Genomic DNA, 21,175 nt, shown 5'->3' with positions numbered 1-21,175 from the left:
GTGTCGGCCCGCTTCCGGCCCGTGAACAGCCACCGCGACCCGTTGGGAGACCACAAGAGCGGCTACAGCAGGCGTCGGAGGAGCTCCCCCAGTTCCGGCAGCATCCCGGGGGACACGACCTCGGCGTGGCGGCAGTCGAACTCGACGACCTCCAGCCGCCGCGCGGCTTCGCGCCAGTCGTCGGCCGCCGAGTAGTGCACCGCCTCGAACCCGGCCTCCGGCACCAAGGCGTCCACGAGCACGACACGACCGTCGTAGGCCGGGTAGTGCGCTTCCGAGAGGAGCCGTTGGCTGGTCAGGTAGCTCTCGACGACCGCACCGACCTCGTCGGTGGAGAACTGCGACATCACGTCCCCACGTGCCCGGATCGCCTCGACAGCGGACTCCAGCGTGACCTCGGATGGCACCTCGTAATCCAGGTCGGACAGCAGGCCGACCAGCGCCGCTTCCCGGTCCGCGGGCACGACGTCGAGCGCGGGGTCGAAGTGCCGCGAATCCAGTAGCGCCAACAACGACACCTCCACTCCCCTGGCCCGCAGCGCGCACGCGACCAGGTAGGCCACGTTCCCGCCGAAGGACCAGCCGACCAGCCGGTATGGCCCGTCTGGCTGGATCCGGAGGATCTCCGAGACGTAGCGCTCGGCCAGGTCGGCCAGGTTCGCGTAAGAGGTGTCGGGATCGGTGAGCAGCGGTGACTGCAACCCGTACATCGGCACTGGCAGCCACGCCTTAAGGGGCGCGAATTGCCAAGCCAGGCCGCTGGCGGGATGCAGGAAGAACACGGGGGTACCGGTTCCGGATCGCAGCTCCAGCACGGGATCCAACGCTCCGGTCACCACTCCCCCGTCCAACCGCGCTGCCAAAGCGGCAGGGGTAGGCGACGTGAACAGCGCGGTGATCGGCAGACGAACGCCAGTACGGGCCTCTATTGCGGAGCTCAGGCGGACCAACAGCAGCGAATGGCCGCCTAGGACGAAGAAGTCGTCATCCGCGCCGACAGAATCGATGCCTAGGACTTCGCTGAACAACTCGCACAAGAGGTACTCGCGAGGCGTGGCAGGTGCGCGGCTGGTGGAGAGCGCCGTGAAGTCGGGCGAGGGCAACGCGCGGCGGTTGAGCTTGCCGTTAGCCGTGAGCGGGAACGCGTCGAGCGGCACTACGGCAGAGGGAACCATGTAGTCGGGTAGGTGTGCCGCAGCGCGGGAGCGGACCGCAGCCGGGTCGATGGTCTCGGGGGTTACATAGGCGACCAGCCGGGACTCGCGCGCGACAACGACAGCTCGGGTGACCCCGGGCGTCGCGGTGAGCACCGATTCGATTTCACCGAGCTCGATGCGGAAGCCGCGGACCTTGACCTGGTCGTCGACCCGGCCTAGGTATTCGAGGCCCGCTGGGGTGCGGCGGACGAGGTCGCCGGTGCGGTAGAGGCGACCGGGGCCATGCGGGTTGGCGACGAACCGGGTCGCGGTGAGGTCGGGTCGGCGGTGGTAGCCGCGGACGACACCGTCGCCCGCGAGATACAACTCGCCCACCACGCCATCGGGGACCAAGCCGAGCCGGGAGTCGAGGACATAGGTCTGGGTGGCGCGGATGGGGTGGCCGATGACCACCCGCTCGTCGACGACCTCGGCGGAGGTGGACCACACGGTGGTCTCCGTGGGGCCGTAGAGGTTGACGACGCGGCGAGCTCGTGCGGCGAGCGCGCCCGCCAAGGACGGCGGCAGGGCTTCGCCGCCAACCAGGGCGGTCGTGGAGCCCAGCGCCGCACCGGTGTCGACGATCGCCTGCCACAACGACGGCGTGGCCTGGACGTAGTCGGTGACGAGCCCGGCCAGCAGCGGCGGGTCGAGCACCTCTTCACGGGAGGCGACCCGGACGGTCACCCCGCGCGTCAACGGCACGAGCAACTCCAGCACGGCGATGTCGAACGACAGGGTCGTGACCGCCAACAACCGTTCGCCAACACCGAATCCGACCAGCCCGGCCATGGCTTCGGCGAAGTTCGCGACCGCGCCGTGGGGAACGACGACGCCCTTAGGCCGACCCGTGGACCCGGAGGTGTAGATGACGTAGGCAGGACTGTCCACATCGGGCAGCGCTGCGGGCGCGGCACCGTGCCAGTCGTCGGCGAAGGTGATGGTTTGCGCCACTGCGGGGAGCACGTCGCGCAGTGCCTCGGTGGTGACCAGGAGCGCGGGCTCGGCGTCGGTGACCATGTACTCGAGCCGGTCTGCCGGGTACTCCGGGTCGAGCGGCAGGTAGGCGGCACCGGACCGGAGGACCGCGAGCATCGCGACGACCATGTCCACCGAGCGCGGTAGGGCCAACGCGACGATTCGCTCGGGTCCCGCTCCGCGCCGGGTCAGCTCGCCAGCCAACGACTCAACGCGCTGCTGTAGCTCCCTATAGGTGATGCTGCCGTCGGCAGCTTCCACTGCGGTGACATCCGGTGTGCGGGCTGCCTGAGCAGCGAAGCGGGCCGGGATGGTGTCGGTGACCGGTGGCTCTATAGGGAAGTCCAGGAGTGCAAGCCGCTCTTCAGCGGTCAGCAGGTCTACCGAACCGATCGGTACCGCCGGTGTCGCGACAGCGGCTTCGACGAGACGCACTAGGCGTTCGGCGAGCTGGGCGGCGCTGGCGCGGTCGAACAGGTCGTCGGCGTATTCGACGGTGCCGGTGATGCCGTCGGAAAGCTCGGTGAAGGTGAAGGTCAGGTCGAACCGGGCGGTCGTGACCTCCGTGTCCTGCTCCGCGGTGGCCACCCCGGGCAGGCCGAGGTCGCGCTCGTCAGCGTCGTGGAAGACGACCATGGTCTGGAACAGCGGGTGCCGTCCCATCGACCGGGTGGGGTTGAGGATCTCCACCAGGCGCTCGAAAGGCACGTCCTGGTGCGCGTAGGCCGCCAGGTCGGTCTCTCGGACCCTGCGAAGGAGCTCGGCGAAGGTTGGGTCGCCGGAGACGTCTGTGCGCAGCACAAGTGTGTTGAGGAAGAACCCGACGAGGTCGTCGAGTGCTTCATCGGTGCGGCCCGCGATAGGCGAGCCGAGGGGGATGTCAGCCCCCGCACCCAGGCGCGACAAGAGGGCGGCCACGGCTGCTTGGGTGGCCATGAAGAGGGTTGCCCCATTGGCACGGGCCGCGGTTCGGAGGCCTCTTAGCGCGTCTCCGCTCAGGTCGAACCGGACCTCGCCGCCTCGGTATGAAGCGATGGCGGGCCTTGGCCTGTCCGTCGGGAGAGTCAACTCTTCGGGCATGCCGTCGAGGGTCGACTGCCAGTAGGCGACCTGGCGCGAGACAACGCTGTCGGGATCGTCCTCAGAGCCCAGCAGTTCTCGCTGCCACTGCGTGTAGTCAGCGTACTGGACCGGGAGTGCTGTCCACTCCGGAGCTGCCCCGACACGGCGAGCCGCGTAGGCAGAGCCGAGATCGCCTAGAAGCGGCGCAGTGGACCACTCGTCCGCAGCGATGTGGTGCACCAGCAGCACAATCACCGACTCGCCAGGCGACTCCTGGAAGAGCCAGGCACGAACCGGGATCTCGCGCGACAGGTCAAAGGCGTACTCCGCCGCCTCTTGAACGCCATCGCCATAGACAACCTCGAACGGCACTACGGCGTCCGACAGCACGTGCTGGTACGGCACACCGTCGTGGTCAGGGAAGACCGTGCGCAAGCTCTCGTGCCGAGCCACTACGTCGTTGAGCGCGGCTTGTAGCGCGGCAGGGTCGACATCGCCGGTGAGGCGGGCGATCAGCGGGATGTTGTAGGTAGAACTGGGCCCCTCCATGCGGAACAGGAACCACAGCCGCTGCTGCGCGAACGACAGCGCCAACCGCTCCGGGCGCGGCAGCCGGGCCAGAGCCGGACGAGCGGCGCCGGACGCGGGCAGGCGTGACACGAGCCCGGCAACGGTGGGCGCCTCGAAAACGTCGCGGATGGTCGGCTCAACGCCCAGCACGGATCGGACGCGGCTGACGAGCTTGGTGGCGAGCAGCGAGTGCCCACCGAGGGTGAAGAAGTTGTCGTCAGTGCCGACGCTGTCCACCCCGAGCAGGTCCGCGAAGATCCCCGCCACCAACTCCTCACGCGGTGAGCGCGCGGCGCGGCGCTCCCCCATGTCCACTACGGGCTCCGGGAGGGCCTTGCGGTCCACCTTGCCGTTGGCGGTGATCGGCAGGGCTTCCAGTTCCACGAAAGCCGACGGCACCATGTAGTCGGGCAAGGTGTTGCGAGCCCAGGGCGCCAGGTCGGACAAGTCGGCGTCGCCGTCGGCGACCACGTAGGCAGCCAGGTAGGCACTACCAGCGGGAACGGTGACTACGGCGGATCGGACGCCAGGGTGGCTGAGAAGCGCGGCTTCGACCTCTTCGAGCTCTAGCCGCATACCGCGGATCTTGACTTGGTTGTCGACCCGTCCGACGAAGTCCAAGGTGCCATCCCCTGCCCACCGGACGAGGTCGCCAGTGCGGTAGAGGCGGGTGCCCGGTGCACCGAAGGGGTTGGCGACAAACCTGGAGGCGGTGAGGTCGGGCTTGCTCACGTACCCGCGGCCTAGGAGGTAGCCACCGACGTACAGCTCCCCTGCGATGCCTGGCGGCACAGGGTTAAGAGCGTCGTCCAACACATAGAGCTGCGTGTTCGGGTTGGGGCCGCCGATCGAGGTGGCCATGCGGTCGGAACCTTCGCGATAGACCACGTGCGAAACGCCAATGGTCGTCTCTGCCGGGCCATAGCCGTGGTACATCGTGGTGTTCAGCGCAGCGCGGAACCGATCGAACAGCTCCGGCGTAAGAACCTCGCCACCGCACCAGACGTGCTTGAGTCCGCGCAGGGAGTCGGTGCCCGCTGCAAGCTCCAGCAGCGCATCGAGCATGGACGACGGTAGGTAGACGAAGGTGACGCCTTCGGAGTCGATGAGGTCCAGCAGGTAGCGCGGGTCGCGTTCACCGCCAGACTCGGCGATCACTACGCGGCCGCCGGTGACCAATGGCAACAGGATCTCGTTGACGGAGATGTCGAACGACAGGGGGGCCTTGAACAGGGCGGCGTCGCCTTGGCCGAAGCCGAGTAGGCCGCTCTGCCACACCAGGCGGGCGCTGATCGCCTCGTGGCGGATCATCGCGCCCTTAGGCGTGCCGGTGGAGCCAGAGGTGAACATGACGTAGGCGAGCTGCGCGCCGTGTGTGTGAGCCGCAGTGGCGACGGGGTTGCCGCCATAGGCCCAATTGGTCAGGTCGACCGGCACGGTCAGCTCGGTCTCGGGAACCCCACCTGGCCCGGTGACGGTAAGCACCGCGCGGGAGTCCTGCAGCACTGTCTCGCGCCGCGCGTCCGGCCAAGTCGGGTCTAGCGGGACGAACGCGCCACCAGCCCGCAGGATCGCCAGCAGCGCGATGACCATCTCCGCGCCGCGCGGGAGGCCGATCGCCACTACGCGCTCGGAGTCCACGCCCCGGGCGCGCAGCTCGGTCGCGAGTTGCCCGACCAGGACGTCCAGGTCGCGGTAGGACAACCGGGTCTTCCCGGATACCAACGCGATCTCGTTGGGGAACTGGTTGAAGGCGTCGCTGAGGAGCTCGGGCAGCGTGCGCGTGACTTCTGGCTCCGCCGTGGCGTTCCACCCGCGCAGCACCAATTCGCGCTCGTCGGTCGACAGCAGGTCGACCGTGCGGACGTGCTGCTCGGGGTCGCGGGAGATGGCCGTGAGCAGCCGGACGAGGCGGGTCGCGATGTCCGCGGCGGTGTCGGCGTCGAACAGGTCGGTGGCGTATTCGATGGCGCCGACCATGCCGTCCGGGGTGTCGGAGAGGCCGATCGACAGGTCGAACTTGGCCGTGGTCGTGGCCACGTCCTGCGCGGCGGTGCTGGTGCCGGGCAAGCCGAGGTCGTCGGTGTCGAGCCCGGTGTGGGTGACCATGACGTGGAACAGCGGGTGCCTGGCCATCGAGCGGGCCGGGTTCAGCAACTCCACGAGCCGCTCGAAAGGCACGTCCTGGTGCGCGTACGCGGCCAGGTCGGCCTCGCGGACGCGGCGCAGGAGCTCGGCGAAGGTCGGGTCGCCGGAGACGTCCGTGCGCAGCACCAGGGTGTTGACGAAGAACCCGACCAGTCGGTCCAAGCCCTCGTCGACGCGGCCCGCGATGGGGGTGCCGAGGGGGATGTCGTTGCCCGCGCCGAGTCGCGACAGCAGAGCGGCGACGGCGGCCTGCACGACCATGAACGTGGTGACGCCCTCGCGGCGGGCGAGATCTCGCAGCGCGACCGCGACCGACGGATCCAGCTCGAACCGCACGTCGTCGCCCCGGTAAGAGGCCACCGCGGGCCTGGGGCGGTCCAACGGCAGCGAGATCTCCTCCGGAGCCCCAGCGAGGGTGTCACGCCAGTAGGCGACCTGGCGGGACACCAGGCTGTCCGGGTCAGCTTCGGAGCCGAGCAGCTCGTGCTGCCATAGCGTGTAGTCCGCGTACTGGACGGGCAGCGCGGCCCACTCGGGGGACGTTCCGGCACGGCGCGCCGCGTAGGCGACACCGAGATCGCCTAGGAGCGGCGCGGTGGACCACTCGTCCGCAGCGATGTGGTGCACCAGCAGCACGATCACCGACTCGCTAGGCGAATCCTGGAAGAGCCAAGCACGAATCGGAATCTCGCGCGATAGGTCGAACGCATACTCCGTTGCCTCCTGAACGCCATCGCCCGCAACCACCTCGAACGGCACTACAGCGTTAGGTAGGACCTCTTGGTAAGCGATGCCGTCCTGGTCTGGGAAGACCGTGCGTAGGCTCTCGTGGCGAGCCACTAGGTCGTTGAGCGCGGCTTGAAGTGCGGCAGGGTCGACCGCACCCGATAGCCGTGCCACGAACGGGATGTTGTTGGTGGCGCTAGGCCCTTCCATGCGGAAGAGGAACCACAGTCGCTGCTGCGCGAACGACAACGGCAGCAGTTCCGGCCGTTCGACGGGCCTAAGCGCAGGGCGGGTGTCACCCGAGTTGCCGACCAGGGCGGCGATACCGGCGACAGTACGCGCGGTGAACACGTCCCGGATGGTCAGTTCCGCGCCTAGAGCCACGCGCAAGCGTGAGACGAGTCGGGTGGCGAGCAGCGAGTGGCCGCCAATGGCGAAGAAGTCGTCGTCCGGGCCGACCACCGGTAGGTCAAGCACCTCGGCGCACAAGGCGGCGACGATCTCCTCAGCGGGCGTCCGCGGCCGCGCGGAGCTCGTGGCGTAGTCAGGCGCGGGAAGCGCCTTACGGTCGACCTTGCCGCTGGGCAGGGTTGGGAAAGCATCGAGCACAACAACCGCCGCAGGCACCATGTGCTCGGGCAGGGTCGCTGCTAGCTGGCTACGAAGTGCTGCCGGATCAGCCGTCTTACCGGCCGCCGCGATGACGTAGGCCAGGAGTTGGTGGTCGCGGGCGATGACCGTCGCCTGTGCCACTGTGGCGTCGCCGGCCAGCGCGGCTTCGATCTCACCGGGTTCGATGCGGAACCCGCGGACCTTGATCTGGTCGTCGACCCGGCCGAGGAACTCCAGCGTGCCTTCCGAGGTCCACTGCACGAGGTCACCAGTGCGGTAGAGACGGCCTTGGCCGGAGACAAAGTTGGGGATGAACCTCGACGCCGTAAGAGCGGGCTGGTTGAGGTAGCCACGGGTGACGCCTGCGCCCCCGATGTAGAGCTCACCCGGGACGCCGACCGGCACGCGGCCAAGGCTGCGGTTGAGTACGTAGGCCTCGGTGTTCGCAAGAGGGGTACCGATGACAGGTGCGGTTCCGTCGATGCGCGCGAAGGTGGCGTCGACTGTCGTTTCGGTGGGTCCGTAGAAGTTGAACGCGGTCACGCTAGAGGCCGCGAGTCGCGCCCACAGTGCGTCGCTGACCGCCTCACCGCCGGTGCCGATGAAGGAGATGCCGGTGTCCAACAGGCCGTCGTCGACCAGGTGCGCGAGCAGAACAGGCGCGGCGTCGAGGTAGTTGATGCCGTGCTCGCGGACGTAGGTCACGAGGGATGCCGGGTCGGGGCTCACGATGTGCAGCTCGTGGCCTGCCAGCATCCAGAGGAGCCCGTCAACCGAGGCGTCGAAGGCGAAAGACGCGGCATTGACGACGCGTTGGCGCTGCTGCGGCATCACCGTCGCTTGGTGCGAGGCAAGCAGGTTCGCGAGGTTCTTGTGCTCGACCACTACGCCCTTGGGCTTGCCGGTAGACCCGGAGGTGTAGAGGACGTACGCGGCGCTAAGAGGCGGGGTGGCGTCGAAGGAGCCCTTGGCATTGACGTCCGTAAGAACCACCGAGGGCTGCGCGTCGTCGACCATGTAAGAGAGGCGCTCTGCGGGGTAGGCCGGGTCGAGCACCACGTAGGCCGCGCCCGCGCGCCAAGTGCCGAGAATCGCGGCCACTAGGTCAGTGGAGGCTGTCATCGAGAGGCCGACTACGTCACCGGGGCGAACACCCCTGTCGACGAGGTGACCCGCGACGGCCCGGGCTTGGGTGTCCAACTCCGCGTAGGTCCGGCGACGCTGGGCGTCGACAACAGCCGTGGCGTCCGGGGTCGCGGCGACCTGGCGGTCGAACACGTCCAGCACCGACTCCCCGGCGGTGACCTCAGGGCCAAGGCTCGCTTGTCCGGCCAAGTCGTGGTCGGTGACCAGGGTGATGGTGTGGAGCGGGCTCTTGGGGTTGTCGGCGATCGTGTCCAGGACGCGCACTAGGCCGTCGGCGAGCCGGGTCGCGCCAACGCGGTCGAGGACGTCGGGCCGGTACTCCAGCGACAGCTCCACGGTGTCGCCGACCTCGGCGGTCAGCGTCAACGGGTAGTCGGTGGCATCGGTGCCGGACACACCGGTCACGCGTAGGCCCGCCGACTGCTCGGCGCGGCCCAGGGCGTCGGTGTCGACCGGGTAGCTCTCGAACACGGTGAGGCTGTCGAACAGCTCGGACAGCCCGGTGGCGCGGTGGATGTCGGCCAGCCCGAGGTGCTGGTGCTCGATGAGCGCCGACTGCTCCGCCTGCACCCGGCGGGCGGCCTCGGCCACGGACTCGCGGGGGTCGAGCCGGACGCGAACCGCGACGGTGTTGATGAACAGGCCGATCATCGACTCGACACCGGGCAGGTCCGCGGGACGCCCGGACACGGTGGCGCCGAACACGACGTCCTCGCGGCCCAGGTGGCGGGCGAGGACCAAGCCCCAGGCGAGCTGGATGGCGGTGTTGAGGGTGATGCCGAGGGAACGGGCGGTGTCGGCGAGGCGGGCGCCCAACGCACGCGACAGGCCGACGTCGACCCGTTCCGGGCGAACCGTGGTGCCGGTCGGGGTCGCGATGAGGGTCGGCTCGACGCCGCCGAGCGACTTGGCCCAGGCCGCGACGGCCGCCGCCTTGTCCTGTGCGGACAGCCAGGTGAGGTAGTCGGTGAACGGGCGCGGGGCCGGGAGCTCCTCGCCGCCGTAGAGCTGGAAGAGCTCCTGGCCCAGCAGCGGGGTCGACCAGCCGTCGAGCAGGACGTGGTGGTTGGTGATCACGAGCTGCCTGCCGCCGTCGGGCAGGGTCAGCAGCAGGAACCGGATCAGCGGACCGGTGGCGGGGTCGAAGGGCGTGTCGAGGTCCTCGGCGACGACGGACTCGTCACCCGTGACCTCACGCCACGGCGCCTTGACGTCACGCACGAGCTGAACGAGCTCACCGTTGGGGCGCGTGCGGAAACACACCCGTAGGTTCGCGTGCCGCGCTAGGAGCGCATCGGCCGCACTACGCAACCGCTGGGCGTCTACGGGGCCGTCGAGGTTGAGCACCGTCTGCACGGTGTACACGTCGGCGCCCTCTAGCCCGGAGAGGAACAGCAAGCCCTCTTGGAGCGGGGACAACGGCCAGATGTCAGTGACGCCATCGGCCAAGAGGGCGTCAACCTCGGGCTGGTCGAGGGTGACCAGGGGGAAATCGGAAGGGGTTCGCCCACCGGTCGCGGTCGACAGCTCTGCCAGGGCGTCGCGCCAATGGCCGCTGAGCGTCTCGATCTCAGCGTCGGTGAACATGTCACCTGGCCAAGTCCAGTCGGCCGTAAGAGTCGCCCCGATGGCCACGATGTCGATCTGCAGTGCGTGCTCGAGCCGCATGTCCTTATCGGCGCCGCCCGCGATACCGGCCTCTATAGGACTCCAGGGGCCTTGCTCTGTGGCGGGCTCGAACCGGCCAAGGTAGTTGACGAGCACCTGCGGCTTAGCGGCAAGCCTGCCCGCAGTGTCCGCGTTGAGGTGCCTTAAGAGCCCAAACCCAACCCCACTACCCGGCGTCGCGCGAAGCGCCTCCTTGACCCGCTTGAGCGTGACCACGGCGTCCCGCGCGTCGATCCCGTCGAAGCGGACCGGGTAGAGGCTCGTGAACCAGCCGACCGTGCGGTGCAGATCGGCCCCAGGCACAAGATCCTCGTCGCGACCGTGCCCCTCCCGGTCGACCAACAGCGAAGTCCGCCCCCGCCACCGCCCCACCGCGACCGCCAACCCCGCCAGCAACACATCATCGACCTCGGCCCTGAACCGCCCCGCGACCTCGTTCGGCAACCCCCCGATCTCAGTCCGCGCCGTCCGCGCCGTAGCGAGCGTGTCCCCCCCGTCGAGCGCCCGCCCCCCCAACAACCCCTCATCCCCCGCGACCGTCGCCGCCCAGTGCCCAACCTCACCCAGCCGCCCCGCGGCCGCCACCAACCCCTCAGCCCACCGCCGGAACGACGTCCCCACCGGCTCCAACTCCGCGCCCCCATACGCGGCCACCAAATCCGGCACCAAAATCCGCCACGACACCCCATCCACAGCCAAATGATGGACCGCCACAACCACAACCCCAGCCCCAGCGCCCCCACCGTCCACACCGGACTGATCATTTTCATCAACCGCCAGACCGCCACGAGTCCAGCCCCCACCCGTTCCCGGGGGGCGTCCCTGGGCCAGTCTATCGGTAGCAGCACCACGAACGGGTGACAGCGAGACGTCGGTGGACAACTCGGGGGGTTGTGGATAACTCGACACCGAGGTCGCGTCAGGGGAAGGAGGAGAAGAAGAACCGGAAGGGTGAACGGGATCAACCGCAGCGTCGGGGAACCAGGCGACGCGGATCAAGGGACCAGAACCCGGGTCGAGAGAGTCCAAAAGGGAATCGACGTCGAGGGGGCCGGGAACCCGGGAGACGACATCGACGGCGTCCAGCGAGTCGGCGACCACGAGGCCATCGGAGACCAGACGGGCGCGCAGGATGGCGTGGACGTCAACGAGCTTCTGGACGGCAGCGACCAGGCGAGCGGCGGACATGTCAGTGGGGGCGCGGAGGACCTGCACCTGGGCGAAGCGACCGATCGGACCGTCGAGCTCCAGCAGGGAGTGCATGATCGGGGTCAGCGGAACATGCCCGACGGCCGCGCCCTCCTCCTCGACCGCCACGGGCTCGGTCTTCACGGCGGCGGCGAGCGCGGCGACGGTGCGCTGCTCGAAGACGTCGCGCGGGGACAGGGTGAGGCCGGCGGCGCGGGCGCGGCTGACCAGCTGGATCGACACGATGCTGTCGCCGCCGAGGGTGAAGAAGTCGTCGTCCACGCCGACGGACGGCAGGCCGAGCACGGCGGCGAACAGGTCGCGCAGCAGGGATTCGGTCTCGGTGCGGGGTTCCCGGCCCGCGGTGACGAGGCCGCTCAAGTCCGGCGCCGGGAGCGCGGCCCGGTTGACCTTGCCGCTCGGCAGCGTGGGGAACTCGTCGAGGACCACCACCGCGGACGGGACCATGTGCTCCGGCAGCGCCGCCTTGGCGTGGGCGCGGACCGCGTCGGCGGTGGCGCCGATGACGTACGCGATGAGTCGGGAGTCGCGTACGGCGACGGTCACCTGCGGGGCGATCTCGGCCAGCACCGACTCGACCTCGCCGAGCTCGACCCGGAAGCCGCGGATCTTCACCTGGTCGTCCACGCGGCCAAGGAACTCCAGCGACCCGGACGACCACCGCACCAGGTCACCCGTGCGGTACAACCGCCCACCCCCAAAGGGATTGGCCACAAACCGCGACGCAGTCAACCCAGGCTGCCCCAGGTACCCCCGCGCAACACCAGGCCCACCAACATACAACTCACCAACAACACCAGGCGCGACCAGACTAAGAGCGGCATCGAGCACGTACACCACCGAGTTCGCGACGGGACGGCCGATCACCACATCCGAGCCGACAACGGGCGCCACCACAGCGTCCACAGTGCACTCAGTCGGACCATAGAAGTTGAACGCCTCAACAGAACTGGCCGCCAACTCCACCCACAAAGCGGCACCAACAGCTTCTCCGCCAGTGCCCACAACGGACACACCCGACGACAACAACCCGTCAGAAACCAACTGGCCGAGCAGCACCGGCGCGACATCCACATACGCGATGCCGTTCGCCTGGACGTACTCGACCATGGCGCGCGAGTCGTGCATCAGGTCGTTGTCGGCGATATGGAGGGTGTTCCCGGCGAACAACCACAGCAACGGGTCCAGCGACGCGTCGAACGACAGCGACGCGGCGTGCAGAACCGGCCCAGGGCGCATCACCGAACGGTGGGACGCAAGGAGGTTCACTAGACCGGCGTGCTCGACAACAACGCCCTTGGGCCTACCGGTGGAGCCAGACGTGTAAATCATGTAGGCAGCACCATCGACCACTACGGGCACCGGTGGCGCAGACATGTCGTCATCAATAGAGGAGAGAACCAGCGCGGGCTGGGCGTCCTCCATCATGAAGCTGATGCGGTCGGCCGGGTACGCCGGGTCCACAGGTAGGTGTACCGCGCCCGCCTTCCAGATGGCGAGCAGCGCGACAATGGCGTCAACAGTGCGCGGCAGCATAGAGGCGACTACGGCCTCGCGGGTGACACCTTGGGTCTGCAGCCACCCCGCGAGCCAATCGGACCGCTCATCCAACTCGGCGAACGTAAGAGAACGTGCGCCGTCCATGACCGCGACGTCGTCCGGCGCGCTCGCGACTGTCGACGCAAACGCTTGCAGCACTGACGTTTGCACGACCCCGATCAACACACCGCGACCGAACGCGGCGATCGACGCGCGCTCGGTGGGCGACATGAGGTCGATCGAGCGGACCGGTGCCTCGGCATCGGTGGTGAACGCGGTCAACGCGGCGACCAGCCGGGCGGCGAAAGTGGTCGTGGCCTCGGTGTCGACGACGTCGGGCCGGTGGTCGATCCAGACCTCGAGGCCGTCGGAGGCCTCGGCGGTCAGGGTCAGCGGGTAGTTGGTGTCGTCGGTGCCCTGGACGCCGACCACGCGCAGGCCCGCCGCGTTCTCCGCGCGACCGAGCGCCTCGGTGTCGACGGGGTAGCTCTCGAATACGGTGATGGTGTCGAACAGCTCCGGCAGCCCGGTGCCGCGCTGCACCCGGGACAGGCCGACGTACTGGTGGTCCATGACCCGCGCCTGCTCGGCCTGCACGCGGGCGAGCAGCGCGCCGACGGTTTCGGCCGGGTCGAGTCGGACGCGCACGGGGACGGTGTTGATGAACAGGCCGATCATCGACTCGACACCGGGCAGGTCCGCGGGGCGACCGGACACCGTGGCGCCGAACACGACGTCGGATCGACCCAGGTGGCGGGCGAGGACAAGGCCCCACGCGGTCTGCAGCAGTGTGTTGACGGTGACGCGCAGCTTCCGGGCGACCTCGCCGAGGCTCTTAGCCAAGTCAGGCGTGACCGGGACCGGGACGCGCTGGGTAAGGGAGCCCGAGTTGGCCGCGCCCGGCGGGCCGACAAGAGTCGGTTCCGTGACGCCCGCGAGCGCGTCGGCCCAGGTCTTCTCGCCGAGTTCGCGGTCCTGGCGGTTGAGCCACACGAGGTAGTCGCGGAACGGGCGGACGCGGCGCAGGCCGCCGGTGTCGCCGCGCGCGCCGTAGATCTCGAACAGCTCGCCGAGCAGCAGCGGCGTGGACCAGCCGTCGAGCAGGATGTGGTGGTTGGTGACCAGCAGCCGGTGGCGGTCGGGGCCGAGCCGGGCCAGCAGGAACCGGATCAGCGGCGGCGAGGTCAGGTCGAACCGGGTGGCGCGGTCGCGCTCGAGGAGCGCGGGCCAGTCGGCCTCGGTGGTGTCGACCTCGGTCCACGGCAGCGCCACCCTGGCGGGCACGAGCTGCACCGGGCGCTCCTCGGTGGTGAAGCAGACCCGCAGGTTGGGGTGCCTGCGCAGCAGCGCGCCAGCCGACTCGCGCATGAGCTCGGCGTCGAGCGGGCCCTCGACCTCCAGCACGGTCTGCACCGTGTAGATGTCCACTTCGGACTCGTCGTAGCCGGAGAGGAAGAGCAGGCCCTCCTGCAGCGGGGACAGGGGCCAGATGTCCTGCAGGGTCACAGGTTTCTCCAGTTCGCCTCGAAGCGGTCGATCTGCTCCTGGGCGAAACCAGGAACCAGCAGGTCGGAGGGGGTCAAGCCGCCCGCGCCCTCTTCGGCGCCGTGCTCGGCCACCGCGCGCAACGCCCCGGCGACGCAGGTGGCGAGGTCGCGGATGTCGCGCTCGGTGAAGACCCCGTCGGGGTAGGTCCACGCGATGCGGAACTCGGGCCCGTCGACGGTGGTGATGTCCACCTGCAACGGGTACTCGGCGGGCATCTCCGCGTCGGCTCCCCCGCCGATGCCCGGCAGGGCCGACCACGGCCCGGCGGCCGACGAGGTGTCGAAGCGGCCAAGGTAGTTGAACAGGACCTGCCGCCTGCCCGCCAGATCCGGGTGCGCGTGGCTGAGCAGCCCGAACCCGATGCCACTGCCAGGCGTGGACCGCAGGCACTCCTTGACCTGCTTGACCGCCCGCCCCGCCGCCGGTCCCCCCGAAACGGCGTCGGCGATGTCGATCTCGGCGAGGTCGAGGCGGACCGGGTGGACACTGGTGAACCAACCGACTGTGCGGTGCAGATCTGCCCCCGGCACAGCGTCCTCGTCGCGGCCGTGCGACTCGAGGTCCACGGTGATCGCGGTGCGCCGCTGCCCGCGGTACCTGTCCGACCACCGCGCGAGCCCCAACGCGAACCCGGTCAACAGGATGTCGTCGACCTCCGCGTGGAACAACTCCGGCACCGCCCCCAGCAGCGGCTCGGCTACGTCATCGGGCACCGTGGTGACAACCCGCTTCAACTGAGAAACGGTGTCCCCATCCAACCCCCGATCCCCGAGCGGCGCCTCATCCTCGGCGACCACCGCGCGCCAATGCGCCAACTCCCCACTCCGGGCCTCGGCCGCATCCCCCAACCCCAACGCCCAACCCCGGAACGAGGTCCCCACCGGCTCCAACTCCGCGCCCCCATACGCGGCCACCAAATCCGGCACCAAAACCCGCCACGACACCCCATCCACAGCCAAATGATGGACCGCCACAACCACAACCCCGTTGCCCACACCATCCACACCGGACTGATCAACTTCATCAACCGCCAGACCCCCACGAGTCCAGCCCCCACCCGTTCCCGGGGGGCGTCCCTGGGCCAGTCTATCGGTACCACCACCACGAACGGGTGACTGCGAGACGTCGGTGGACAACTCGGGGGGTTGTGGATAACTCGACACCGAGGTCGCGGCGGGGGAAGAAAGAGAAGAAGAACCGGAAGGGTGAACGGAAGGTGCGGCGTCGGGGAACCACGCCACGCGGATCAGGGGGCCGGAAATCGGGTCCAGTGTGTCCAGAACGGAATCGACGTCGAGAGGGCCGGGCACGCGGGAAACGATGTCGACGGCGTCGAGGGAATCGGTGACGTCTAGGCCATCGGGCACCAAGCGGGCGCGGAGGACGGCGTGGGTGTCGACGATCTTCTGGACGGCGGCGACGAGGCGGGCGGCGGACAGGTCGGCGGGGGCGCGGAGGACCTGCACCTGGGCGAAGCGACCAATCGGGCCGTCGAGCTCCAGCAACGAACGCATGATCGGGGTGAACGGGATCAGGCCGGTGCCGTTGTCCGGGACGAGGGTGGGCTTGTCGGGTTCGGCGACGTGGGCTAGGGCGGCTACGGTGCGTTGTTCGAAGACGTCGCGGGGGGAGAAGCGGAGGCCTTCGGTTCGGGCGCGGCTGACGAGTTGGATGGAGACGATGCTGTCGCCGCCTAGGGCGAAGAAGTCGTCGTCGACGCCGACGGTCGGGAGGCCGAGGACGGCGGCGAAGATCTCGACGAGGGTGGCCTCGACCTCGGTGGTCGCGGCGCGGGTGGAGACCAGGGACGCGAAGTCGGGGTCGGGCAGCGCGGCGCGGTTGACCTTGCCGTTGGGCAGCAACGGGAACTCGTCCACGGCAACGAATGCGGACGGCACCATGTGGTCGGGCAACAGCGACGCGGCGTGTGCACGCAGGTCGGTGTTGCCGATGACGTGCGCGATGAGACGGCCGTCGCGCACCGTTGCGATGGCGGCGGTCACCGCGGGGTGTTCGGCCAGGACGGTCTCGACCTCGCCCAGTTCGACCCGGAAGCCGCGCACCTTCACCTGGTCGTCGGCCCGACCCAGGAACTCCAGCGAACCGGACGACCACCGCACCAAGTCACCCGTGCGATACAACCGCCCATCACCAAACGGATTCGCCACAAACCGCGACGCGGTCAACCCAGGCTGACCCAGATATCCCCGAGCAACACCAGGCCCACCAACATACAACTCACCAACAACACCCGGCGCCACCAAGCCAAGAGCCGAGTCCAACACATACACAGCCGAGTTCGCGACCGGCCGACCGATCACCACATCCGAACCGACGACGGGCGCCACCACAGCGTCCACAGTGCACTCAGTCGGACCATAGAAGTTGAACGCCTCAACAGAACTAGCGGCCAACTCCGCCCACAAGGCAGCGCTGACAGACTCACCACCGGTACCCACAACCGACACACCCGACGACAACAGACCGTCGGACACCAGTTGACCCAGCAGCGAAGGAGCGGCATCCACGTACGCGATGCCGTTGGCGCGCACGTACTCCACGTTCGGCTCGGCGACGACATGCATTTCGTGACCAGCGACCATCCACAGCAGCGGGTCCAGCGACGCGTCGAAGGAGAACGACGCCGCCTGCAAAACGGAACCCGGCCGCATCACCGAGGCTTCGTGCGAAGCCAGCAGGTTCACCAACCCGGCGTGCTCGACGAGCACGCCCTTCGGTCGCCCGGTCGAACCGGACGTGAAGATCACGTACGCCGCGCCCGAGACCGGCCCGCCCCTGAACTCGTACCTTGACACCGAGTCGATCTCGACGGCCCCGGCCATGCCCACGGCCGAGATGGTCAGGGTGAGCGCGGGCCGCGCCTCAGCCACCATGTGCCGCAACCGGTCGGCCGGGTACTCGGGGTCGAGCACGAGGTAGGCGGCCCCGGCTTTCCACACGCCGATGATGGCCGCGACAAGCCCGGCAGAAGGCGGCAGAGCCAACGCCACTACGTCGCCAGCGCGCACGCCGCGGCTCTGGAGGAGCCCAGCGATCTGGTCAGCCCGGTCCGACAACTCGCCATAGGTCAGTTCAGCGTCTGGCCCGACCACGGCACGCATAGAGGGGTCTTGACGCGCAAGGACGTCGAGCACCGAGGAGTCGGTGACGTCCACAACCGGCCCGTTAGTGATAAAAGCCGACCGATCCGCGTCGGACATCAGATCCAGATCACGTACCCGCGAACCAGGCGCAGCGAACGCCGCGAGCGCACGAACGAACCTCTCTGCCCACGCGGTCACGAGCTCCGCGGACACGAGGTCATCGCGCACGTCCAGCCAGGCCGACAAGCCCCCGCCGACGGTGAGGGTGATCGGGTAGTTCGTGGCGTCGGCGCCGGTCACGCCGCTGACCTGGAACCCGGCGGCGGTCTCGGCCCGGTCCAGCGCGGCCGTGTCGATCGGGAAGCTCTCGAACACGGTGAGGGTGTCGAACAGCTCCCCCACACCAACCGCGCGCTGGATGTCGGCGAGCCCGATGTGCTGGTGGTCCAGCAGTGCGGCCTGCTCGGCCTGAACACGCGTCAGTAGGCCGGCAACCGTCTCGGTGGGGTCGAGGCGCACTCGAACCGGCAGCGTGTTGATGAACAGACCGATCATCGACTCGACACCGGGTAGGTCCGCTGGGCGCCCGGACACGGTGGCACCGAACACGACGTCTTGGCGCCCTAGGCCGCGAGCGACCGTTAGACCCCAGGCGGCCTGCACGAGTGTGTTGAGCGTGACCCCACACTCCCGCGCTACCTGCGCGAGCCCATCCGGCAGCGTTAGGTCAACGCGGCGGGGCAAGGCGCCCGAGCGCGCCGCGCCTGCGGGGGCGACCAACGTGGATTCCGCTCCCGCAAGAGCTTTCGCCCAGGGCTGTACACCCGCGTCACGCTCGGACAGCCAGGCAAGGAAGTCGCGGTACGGCCGGACAGCGGGCAACGCGTTACCCGCGTAGAGCTCGAACAGCTCACGCACGAGAAGAGGCGTCGACCAGCCGTCTAGAAGGACGTGGTGGAAGGACAGGAGCAGCCGGTGGCGCTCGACATCCACTCGCCCAAGGGTGAAGCGGACCAGCGGAGCCGTAGTCACGTCGAACCGTGTCTGCTGGTCTTGCGCTACTACGCGCTCCCAGTCGTCACCGTCGACCTCGCGCCACGGCAGGTCTACCCGCTGCTGCACGACTAGGACAGGGTCGCCGGAGCCAACGTGGGCGATCGCTGAACGCAGCGTGTCATGCCGGTCGAGCAGGGCCTGCCCGGCCGCGCGTAGGCGGGCAGGGTCAAGAGGCCCGGTGAGCTCGCAGGCGAACTGCACGTTGTAGACGTCAGTGCCGGTGTCGTCGAAGCGGGACAGGAACGCGATGCCCTGCTGCAGCGGGGTCGGCCGCCAGACGTCGACCAAGCCCGGGTTGGCCGCTACCAGCGTGTCGACCTCGGTCTGGCCGAGGTCGACCAGGGGGAAGTCCGACGGTGTGCGGCCGGTGGCGCCGGTCGCCGCGTGCCGGTCGATGGCGTCGAGCGCGCTCACCCACGCCGCAGCCAGGTGGTCAACCTCGACCTGGTCGAACAGGGCGGCGGGCCAAGAGAAGGTGGCGGTCAGCGCGCCATCGGCGGTGACGGCGTTGATGGCGAGCGCGTGGCTGACCGGCAGCTCGGGGTTCGCGTCGCCGCCGAGCGCGGCCGCCTCAGGCGCGCCGGACCACGCGGTCGCCGACCCAGGCGAGCCGAACCGGCCGAGGTAGTTGAACAGGACCTCGGGGGTGCCCGCGGGCAGCGAATCGCGCAGCAACCCGAATCCGATGCCGTCACCGGGGACGGCTCGCAGCAGCTCCTTGACCTGCTTGAGCGCCAGCCCCGCGGCAGGCCCTCCAGCCACAGCGTCGGCGATGTCCACACCGGACAGGTCCAGCCGGACCGGGTGCAGCGTCGTGAACCAGCCGACCGTGCGGTGCAGGTCGGCCCCTGGGACGGCATCCTCGACGCGACCGTGCCCTTCTCGGTCCACTACGTGCCACGGAACGCCGCGGGTCGTGGCGAGGGCTAGGGCCAACGCGGTGAGCAGGACGTCCTCGACGCCCGCGCGGTACGCGGCCGGGACCGCGCCGAGTAGGCGAGCGGTGGTCTCCTGGGACACCGAGACCCGCACTGAGCGCACAGTGGAGACGGTGTCGCGCGCGGCGACAACTTGCCGACCTTCGACACCGTCCACGGTGGCGCGCCAGTGGTCGAGTTCTGCCGTCCGGTCCTGCGCGGCGAGCTCGGTTGCCCACTCGCGGAACGAGGTGCCTATAGGGACCAATGCCTTGCCCTCGACCGCGTCGGCGAGATCCGGGACGATGATCCGCCAGGACACGCCGTCGACGACGAGGTGGTGGGCGATGATCAGCAGCCGGTCCGGCGCGAACCACACGACCCGCAACACCTCGCCCGCGGCCGGGTCCAGTTCGGCGTAGGACCGCGCCGCTTCCCCGGCGTGGTCGATGCTCTCGACCTGGCGCACCGCGGCGGTCACCGACCCGACCGGTCGGACTTCCAGCGCGTCGCCGACGAGGCGGGCGCGCAGGACGTCGTGGGTGTCCACGACGGACTGGACGGCGGCGGTCAGCTTGGCCAGGGTGAGCCCGGCGGGGGCGACGAGCAGTCGAGCCTGGGCGACCCGGGTGATCGGTCCACCGCGGCCGAGGAGCTCGCGCATGATCGGGGTCAGCGGCAGCGTGCCGGTCCCGGAGGTGGTAACGACGACCGCGGGTTCGGTGGCAACCTCGGCGATGCGGGCGACGGTGCGGCGCTCGAAGACGTCGCGCGGGGAGAAGCGCAGACCTTCGGCGCGGGCGCGGGCGACGAGCTGGATCGAGATGATGCTGTCGCCACCGAGGCTGAAGAAGTCGTCGTCCATGCCGACAGCAGGCACACCGAGGACCTCGGCGAAGACAGCCGCAAGAGTCTGTTCGGCCTCGGTCTCCGCCTGCCTCGTGGTCGTAAGACCCGCGAAGTCGGGGGCGGGCAACGCAGCGCGGTCGACCTTGCCGTTGGGGGTTAGAGGGATGCGGTCGAGCACTACGACCGCGGCGGGGACCATGTGCTCGGGCAGGTCCCGCGCAGCCCATTCCCGCAGATCATCCACAGTCGCGCCCGCAGTGGGCACGACGTAGGCGACGAGTCGGGTGGTGCGGTCCTCGCGGACAACGGCGACTGCGTGCGCAACGTTCGGGTGGGCCGATAGGACGGCTTCGATCTCGCCCAGCTCGATGCGGAAACCTCGCAGCTTGACCTGCCCGTCCGCGCGGCCGAAATACTCCAGGGTGCCATCCGACCGCCACCGGGCCAGGTCGCCCGAGCGGTAGAGGCGTCCTTGGCCGAAGGGGTTGGCGACGAACCGCGTCGAGGTCAGACCGGGGCGGTTGAGGTAGCCATCGGCAAGACCTTCGCCCGCGACATAGAGCTCACCAACGACACCGGGCGCAGCGAGGCTAAGACCGTCGTCGAGGACGTAGGCGCGGAGGTCGGGGATGGGGACGCCGATGTCTGGGGTTCCCTCAGCGGCGGCAGCGCGCGTCAGCGGTAGGTAGGTGACGTGCACGGTGGTCTCAGTGATCCCGTACATGTTGACCAGGCGTGGCGCGTCGTCGGCGTGGCGCTCGTACCAGCCCGCCAGTTTGCGGGGCTCTAGTGCTTCACCGCCGAAGATGACGTACCGCAGCGCTAGGTCCACCCCGCCTCGAGCAGC

The 21,175-nt window shown here is 69.0% G+C and carries 2 protein-coding genes (1 of these 2 running past the window's edge); both read right to left on the bottom strand.

The annotated features are described in order from the left end of the window. Positions 1 to 62 precede the first annotated feature (62 nt). Positions 63 to 14,360 (bottom strand): non-ribosomal peptide synthetase, encoded by a 14,298-nt coding sequence (locus JOD54_RS16580; protein ID WP_204451395.1) that lies wholly within the window; start codon positions 14,358 to 14,360, stop codon positions 63 to 65. Continuing rightward, a protein-coding gene (locus JOD54_RS16575) for a non-ribosomal peptide synthetase (protein ID WP_204451394.1) crosses the window boundary here: on the bottom strand, positions 14,357 to 21,175 show its 3' portion. The gene runs 2,061 nt beyond the window's last position; 6,819 of the gene's 8,880 nt are visible here — the last part of the coding sequence; the start codon falls outside the window, past its right edge; it ends in the stop codon at positions 14,357 to 14,359. Before JOD54_RS16575 ends, JOD54_RS16580 begins: the two co-directional genes overlap by 4 nt.

The sequence above is a fragment of the Actinokineospora baliensis genome, assembly GCF_016907695.1.
Taxonomy (GTDB): Bacteria; Actinomycetota; Actinomycetes; order Mycobacteriales; family Pseudonocardiaceae; genus Actinokineospora; species Actinokineospora baliensis.
Note: the sequence above shows the minus strand (reverse complement) of the source record. Positions and strands in the feature narration are given on the sequence as shown.